Origin of the sequence: Nonomuraea sp. NPDC050404, assembly GCF_040655495.1 — a bacterium.
In the GTDB taxonomy this organism is placed as follows: domain Bacteria; phylum Actinomycetota; class Actinomycetes; order Streptosporangiales; family Streptosporangiaceae; genus Nonomuraea.
This window is the reverse complement of sequence record NZ_JBFAKB010000055.1, coordinates 37,907-44,206: the sequence shown is the minus strand read 5'-3', so window position 1 is coordinate 44,206 and position 6,300 is coordinate 37,907. Positions and strand designations below refer to the sequence as shown.

Annotated in this window: 5 protein-coding genes and 1 pseudogene; 3 read left to right on the top strand and 3 right to left on the bottom strand. The window is 69.9% G+C overall.

Annotated elements, in window-relative coordinates; genetic code table 11:
* Window positions 1-443 precede the first annotated feature (443 nt).
* A complete protein-coding gene (locus AB0I81_RS62200; protein WP_360679782.1) occupies window positions 444-791 on the top strand; it encodes a hypothetical protein in 348 nt (115 codons plus the stop codon).
* On the opposite strand, the pseudogene AB0I81_RS62195 reads toward AB0I81_RS62200, so the two are convergent.
* Window positions 742-1,998, bottom strand: a pseudogene (locus tag AB0I81_RS62195) (NF041680 family putative transposase); the annotation flags it as partial. The gene AB0I81_RS62200 and the pseudogene AB0I81_RS62195 sit on opposite strands and share 50 nt — an antisense overlap.
* 142 nt (window positions 1,999-2,140) lie before the next feature.
* The gene (locus AB0I81_RS62190; RefSeq protein WP_360679779.1) at window positions 2,141-2,278 is read right to left on the bottom strand and encodes a hypothetical protein; all 138 of its coding nucleotides are present in this window, start codon (window positions 2,276-2,278) and stop codon (window positions 2,141-2,143) included.
* Between the two features lie 201 nt (window positions 2,279-2,479).
* Between AB0I81_RS62190 and AB0I81_RS62185 the strand changes: the two genes are divergently transcribed.
* A complete protein-coding gene (locus tag AB0I81_RS62185) occupies window positions 2,480-5,302 on the top strand; it encodes a BTAD domain-containing putative transcriptional regulator (protein WP_360679776.1) in 2,823 nt (940 codons plus the stop codon).
* Between the two features lie 119 nt (window positions 5,303-5,421).
* Here AB0I81_RS62185 and AB0I81_RS62180 read toward each other — a convergent pair whose 3' ends face one another.
* Window positions 5,422-5,811 (bottom strand): hypothetical protein, encoded by a 390-nt coding sequence (locus AB0I81_RS62180; protein WP_360679773.1) that lies wholly within the window; start codon window positions 5,809-5,811, stop codon window positions 5,422-5,424.
* A gap of 70 nt (window positions 5,812-5,881) precedes the next feature.
* Between AB0I81_RS62180 and AB0I81_RS62175 the strand changes: the two genes are divergently transcribed.
* On the top strand, window positions 5,882-6,124 hold the full coding sequence (locus AB0I81_RS62175; RefSeq protein WP_360679770.1) for a hypothetical protein: 243 nt from the start codon (window positions 5,882-5,884) through the stop codon (window positions 6,122-6,124).
* The last annotated feature ends 176 nt before the right edge of the window (window positions 6,125-6,300 follow it).

Here is a 6,300-nt window from a genome sequence, read left to right as displayed (position 1 = left end):
TCCTGATGGCTGGGCAATGGGAGCCGGATGAGCTGCGAGGTTCACGTCCGGTTCTGCGAGAGCCGGGGGGTGAAACTCCCCCCGGCTACTCACCTCGCCCTGCGTCACCAGATCACCGTCCTTGAACGCCAACTCAGCGCCGACACCCGAGTGAGATTCGCACCCGAGGACCGAGCCTTCCTGGCCGCTCTCCTGACCTCGCTACCCCGGGAGGTCCTGCGCCGGCTGCGGCTGCTCATCCAACCGGATACCGTGCTGCGCTGGCATCGCGATCTGATGAGACGGCGTCATGCCCGTACCTGCCGGCCAAAGCGGCCCAGGCGCCCACGGTCCGCTCCATCCGCGCTCTTATCCTGCGTCTGGTTCGGGAGAACCCCGGCTGGGGCTATCGGCGGGTACATGGTGAACTCACCACGCTTGGCATCAAGGTCGCGCCGTCCACGGTGTGGGAGATCCTCAAGCAGGAAGGTCTCGATCCGGCGCCCGAGCGGGTCTCCACCACATGGGCCGACTTCCTGCGCTCGCAAGCCGACGCCCTGCTGGCCGCCGATTTCATCGAGACCATCACCCTGAACGGACAGCGCCAGTACATCCTGGCCGTCATCGAGCACACCACCAGGCGCATCCGGGTGCTCGGCACCACCGCGCACCCGAGCGCGAGCTGGGTCACCCAGGCGATCAGGAATCTCGTGATGGATCTGCACGATGCGGACTGCCGGGCGCGCTTTCTGAGCTTGTTCTTTAAGGTTCGAGATTGCGTTTGGCGGTCAGAGACTTCGGTCGCTTGTTGACTTTCCCCAGGTCATAGCGGGGAGCGCGGCTTCGGTTGCGGGAACCGGGCGGCCGTCCGGGGCCGGGCTTGCCGGGTTTGGGCGCACGGGCCGGGCATGGCGTTGCCGGGCGGATGTTCCGGAACCCTCGCCGTACTCGGGCGGGGGTAAGTCGGCCGGGCGGGGCGGGCTTCTCCCACGGGCGGCGCAGGTCTTCCACCAGGTGGCGGGCCAGCCGTAGCTGGGTGTAGGCGGCGATGACCAGCCAGGTCCACACGTCGGCGGTCTGCGGGTTGCGGATCTTCGGCGTGGTCCAGCCGAGCGTCTGCTTGAGGAGCCGGAACGTATGCTCAAGATCGAACCTGCGGAGGAACGCCTGCCACAGCCGGTCGATCTGGGTGGCGGTCAGCCCGGTGGCCGAGGACCACAGCCACACCGGCTGAGGATGGGCGTCGTTGGGTAGCCGTTGCACGGTCAGCCGGATGAGCGTGCCCTCGATGATCGGTAGCTCGCCGTCGTGGTCGATCCAGGCGGCGCGACGGGTGAGCCGGTGATGCAGCCGATCCCACGCGGTCGCGATCGCTGTGCCGTACCGCGTCGTCTGGGTGGAGGTGGCCTGGTCAGGGGTGTGCCAGGTTGCCGGGTCGGCGAAGCGGAACTCGCCGCCGTGCTTGGGCGGGCGGCCGCCGGCGGGGTTGGCCAGGCAATGCTCACGGCGCGACGGCGCTGGACGGCGCAGCACCCGATCGGAACGGAGCCGGCCGAGCACCTCCACCGGCAGATCGGCCAGCAGGAAAGCCAGGCGGGGCAGGTCGTAGCCGGCGTCGAACACCAGCAGGATGTCCGCCTCGCCCGGCCACCACTGGCGGGCCTCGATCAGCCGGACGACCAAGTCCCGGACCTGAGCGGCGGTCACGGCCGCCACATCGGCCTCGGCCTCCAGCCGGACGGCGTCCAGCACCGCGGTCCAGGAGGTGCGTCCCGTCTCCAGCGCGGCGATGATCGAGTACGGCCAGCCCGGGATCATCGGATGCTGATCCTTACTGCGGCCGTAGGTATGGCAGAACGAACGGCCCGGGCTGGTGGCCGCGTCCGGCCGCAGCCACGGGGATACGTCCACCGCCAGGACCAAGCGCTCGCCTGTGGTCCTGGGCAGCGGCAGGCCCGCCAGCGCACGCCGGAATCGCCCGATCTGGATCCGGCCGTGGTTGAGCCCGTCGTACAGGGCGCCGTGCCCGCGCCGCTATGCGCGGATACATCACCATTGGCGCTGACCACGGCATACGCCCAAGATTTTGGTTTAAGAACAAGTAGAGAGCTTGTCACCAGAGCCGCAATTACCGGCCTTTCGCGATAGTCGCAGGCGCCGATCAGATGAAGGAGCGGTAGAGGCGTCCGATCTCGGATCGGAAGTGGATCTCCACGATGTCCTCATACCCGTCGGTGTCCGCTCCCGGGTCGCTGCCGGCCACTGTCACCGCCGTCGCGTCATCGGAAGTCGGCAGCACCCAACCGAAGATCAAGCGTCATGAGCGTGAGTGGGCTGAGACAACAGCTCCCGGAGCCCCGGTTGCGGTCTTGGTGATGTCGTCGGTGCCCATCTTCCAGCGCAGCGCGGTTCCTCCGATCTGTCGGAAGGCGGCGCGGTCGTTGAGATCCCCTATGATTTCTGTCCTCAGCAGACCGCCGGAGGGGACGAACACACCGCCGTGTTACGCAATCTCGACCTGCGCTTCTCCGTGCTGGGCCCCGTACGCGCCCACCGCGACGGCGTCGAAGTGGACATCGGCTCCCCGCAGCAGCGGCTGGTCCTGGCGGCCCTGCTGCTGGCCGGCGGCCGGGTGGTCGGCCACGAACAACTGCTCGACGCCGTCTGGGGCGCCGACCCGCCCCGCACCGCCATCAGCATCCTGCGCACCTACGTCTCCCGCCTGCGCGCCGCGCTCGGCGCTGACGTGATCGTCTCCGTCGGCAACGGGTACGCGCTGCCCGCAGGGACGTGCGACGCCGCCCTGCTGGAAGAGCTGGCCCGCGCGGGCAGGTACGGCGAGGCGCTGGCGCTGTGCCAGGGGGAGCCCCTCGCCGGGCTGGACGGCGCCTACGCGCAGGCCCAGCGGGCGCATCTCGCGGAACGGCGGCTCGTCCTGCTCGAGCGCCGCATCGAAGAGGACGTCGAGGACGGCCGGCACGCCGAGGTCGTCGCCGAACTCACCCTGCTCTGCGCGGCGCACCCCACCAGGGAACGCTTGGCCGGGCTGCTGATGCGGGCGTTGTACCGGTCGGGCAGGCAGGCGGAGGCGCTCGGCGTGTTCACCGACACCCGCGAGCTGCTGGCCGAGGAACTGGGCATCGACCCGTCACCGGATCTGGCCGAACTCTACCAGCGGATCATCAAGGCCGACCCGGGTCTCGGGTCGAAGACGGAGGAGCAGTCGGCCGCGACGCCCGTGCCGCGCCAGCTGCCCGCCGACATGACCGACTTCGCCGGCAGGGAGCCGGACATCGAGCAGGTGACACGGGCGCTGCGCGCGGCCGGCAGTTCGGCGCTGGTCATCGCCGCCGTGGCGGGAGCGGGCGGCATGGGCAAGACCACCCTGGCCGTGCGCGTCGCGCACCGGATCGCCGCCGGCTACCCCGACGGCCAGCTCTTTGTGGACCTGCAGGGGGCGGGTCCGCGCCCGCTGCCGCCGGAGGCGGTGCTGGGCGCCTTCCTGCGTGCCCTCGGCGTGGACGTGATCTCCGAGAGCCTGAGCGAGCGAGCCGCCCTGTACCGCTCGGCGCTGGCGGACCGGCGGGTGCTCGTGCTGCTCGACAACGCGGCCAGCGTCGCGCAGGTGCGGCCCCTGCTGCCCGGTGCCGCCGGCTGCGCGGTGCTGGTGACCAGCCGGGCACGGCTGACCGGGCTGTCGGGTGCGCGTCACCTCGACCTGCAGGCGATGCGTCCGGACGAGGCGACGGCGCTGCTGGTCAAGGTGGTGGGCGAGGCACGTGTGGCCGCCGAGCGGGAGGCGGCCCGCGACCTGATGCGGGACTGCGGCTACCTGCCTTTGGCGATCAGAATCGTGGCCTCGCGGCTCGCGGCGCGCCCCGGTTGGAGCCTGGCCAGGATGCGCGACCGGGTGGCCGACGAGCGCCGCCGCCTGGCCGAGCTGCGCGTGGACGATCTGGCCGTCGAGGCGACGTTCACCCTCGGCTACGACCAGCTCGACGAGGCGCACGCGTCCGCGTTCCGGCTGCTGGCGGTGCCGAACGCGCCCGACCTGTCGTCGTCCGTGGCGGCGGCCGTGCTGAACATGGACGAGGCGGACGCCGAGGCGCTCTGCGAGGCCCTTGTGAACGTCAGCATGATGGACTCGCCCGCGCCTGGCCGCTACCGGCACCACGACCTGCTCAAGATCTTCGCCTGGTCCCGGCTGGTCGAGGAGGACGGCGAGCAGGCCCGGCGGGCGGTCCTCGACCGGCTGCTCGGCTGTCACCTGACAGGCATCGGGGCGATCTTCCGAATGTTGTACCCGGGCGACCCGCTGGCCGACTCGGTGTCGAGCGGTTCCTGGCCGTCGTTCCTGGAGCTCGACGCGGCTCTGGAGTGGGGGGAGGCCGAGGAGCAGGGCGCGCTCAGCTGCCTGCAGCAGGTCGCCGAGACACCGGGCGGGCGGCTGTACGACGCGGTGTGGCTGCTCGACATGATGAGCCAGGTGTTCGACTTCGAATCGGACACGACCGGCTACGAACGGGCGGCCCAGAGCCTCATCGCGGCGGCGGCCGAGCGCGGAGACCTGGCGGCCGAGGTGTACGCCCGGCGCAAGCACGCCGAGATCCTCTACGGGCGCAAGGCGAGCCGGGCAGCGCTCGACGAGGTCAGGGCCGTCCGGGAGCTCGATCCAGTCGGCGTGTTCCAGGCGAATCAGGCCTACGCGGTCAACGTGTCCGCCATGGTCGCTCACGACGAGCGGTCGTGGGACGAGGCGATCACGCGCTACAACGAGGTCATCCGGATCTGGCGCGCCCACGGCCACCCCGCGTACGAGGCCGTCGTGCTGGGCAACCTGGCGCTCGTGCTCGGCGAGGCGGGCCGGGGTGAGGCGGCCGTGCCGGTCGCCGAGCTGGCTCTCGGCCTCACGACCGAGCTGAGGGGTGGCCGTCCGAACCCGCAGGTCGTCTATCAGCTGGCGGTCGCGCTGAGCGCGGCCGGCCGCCATGAGGAGGCGCTCTCCCGCTTCGAGGAGGGACGCGCGGAGTTCCGGCGAATCAAACAGTTCACCTGGGAGGGCATGACGCTGCGCCGGATGGCCGAGACCTGTTTCGCCATCGGCCGGCCCGAGCGCGCCGTCGACCATGCCGAGGAGGCTCTGGCCATCCTGGCGGAGGTGGACCAGGCGTGGGCGCGCGGCAAGGTCCTGACGGTGCTCGGCCGGGCGCTGGGGCAACTCGGCCGGCGCGACCGCGCCCGGGCCTGCCTGGCCGAGGCGGTCGCGATGCTGGGCCGGCCGGATCTGCCTGACACGGACGACGTGCGCGCCCTGCTCGGCTAGCTAGATGATCAATTCCAAGGGATGCCTGCGGAGGGTGCGGGGTGGGCGGCGGCCGAAGCCACCGCGAGACGGTCAGGCGGCGGGCTGCCGGCCCTGGTCGTCGAGGTGGCAGCGGGCGGTCAGGCTGCAGGGTCGACTTCGGGGTGCGTGAACCGCACGGGCTTGCCCAGCGACCGGGCGTAGGCGATTTCGGCTCGGGTGCTGTCTCCGATGTAGTCGCCGACTACGAGCACCTCATCAGCGAGCCGGATCTTCGCCCGGTGCAGATCGTCGAGTCGAACCTTCAGCGCCTTGGCCTCGACAGGATCGGACCAAAGTTCGTGCGGCGACTTCATGTCACAGCCCGGTTTGACGACAATCTTTCCGGCTTTGGTCTCCCGCAGATCGGCCTCGTTCATCTCGGTCATGAAGCGGGTGGAGCCGCAGATCACGACGATACGCGGGAGGCTCAACAGCTCCTTCGCGTTGGCGAGCTTCTCCTCGGGGGTGAGCAGCTGCGGGTATGACACCGGTTCCTCCTGGTGGTGTGGTCCAAGGGGCGCCTGCGGAGACGAGAACGAGGATGTCCAAGATCGTTTGGTGACGTACGACGTGGACACCCTCGCGCCAGCACTCTATGCGACGACCGACGACATGCTGAAGGAGTATCCCGACCTGGCGCGGTGGCGCCCGCCGGTCGGCATTACGCCCCGCCTGAGCGATGCCGAACTGGTCACCCTCGCCACGATGCAGGCCATGCCAGCCACAGCCGCTTCTTCTGGGGCCTGCGCCTGCACCTGGTCTGCACCCTTCAGGGCAGCCTGCCCATCGTCTTCGCCCTGACCGGGGCCAAGGCCGAGGAACGCGAGACCCTCCTTGCCCTCCTGGCAGCCGAATGCGAATTCAGTTGCTGCGGGCTGCCCGTAAGGTGAACGGGAACGGCCTGCCGCAGCCCGGTTCAAGCCGCTGCGACAGGTCATCGAATCGATCAACGAGACCTTCAAGGGACAGCTTGATCT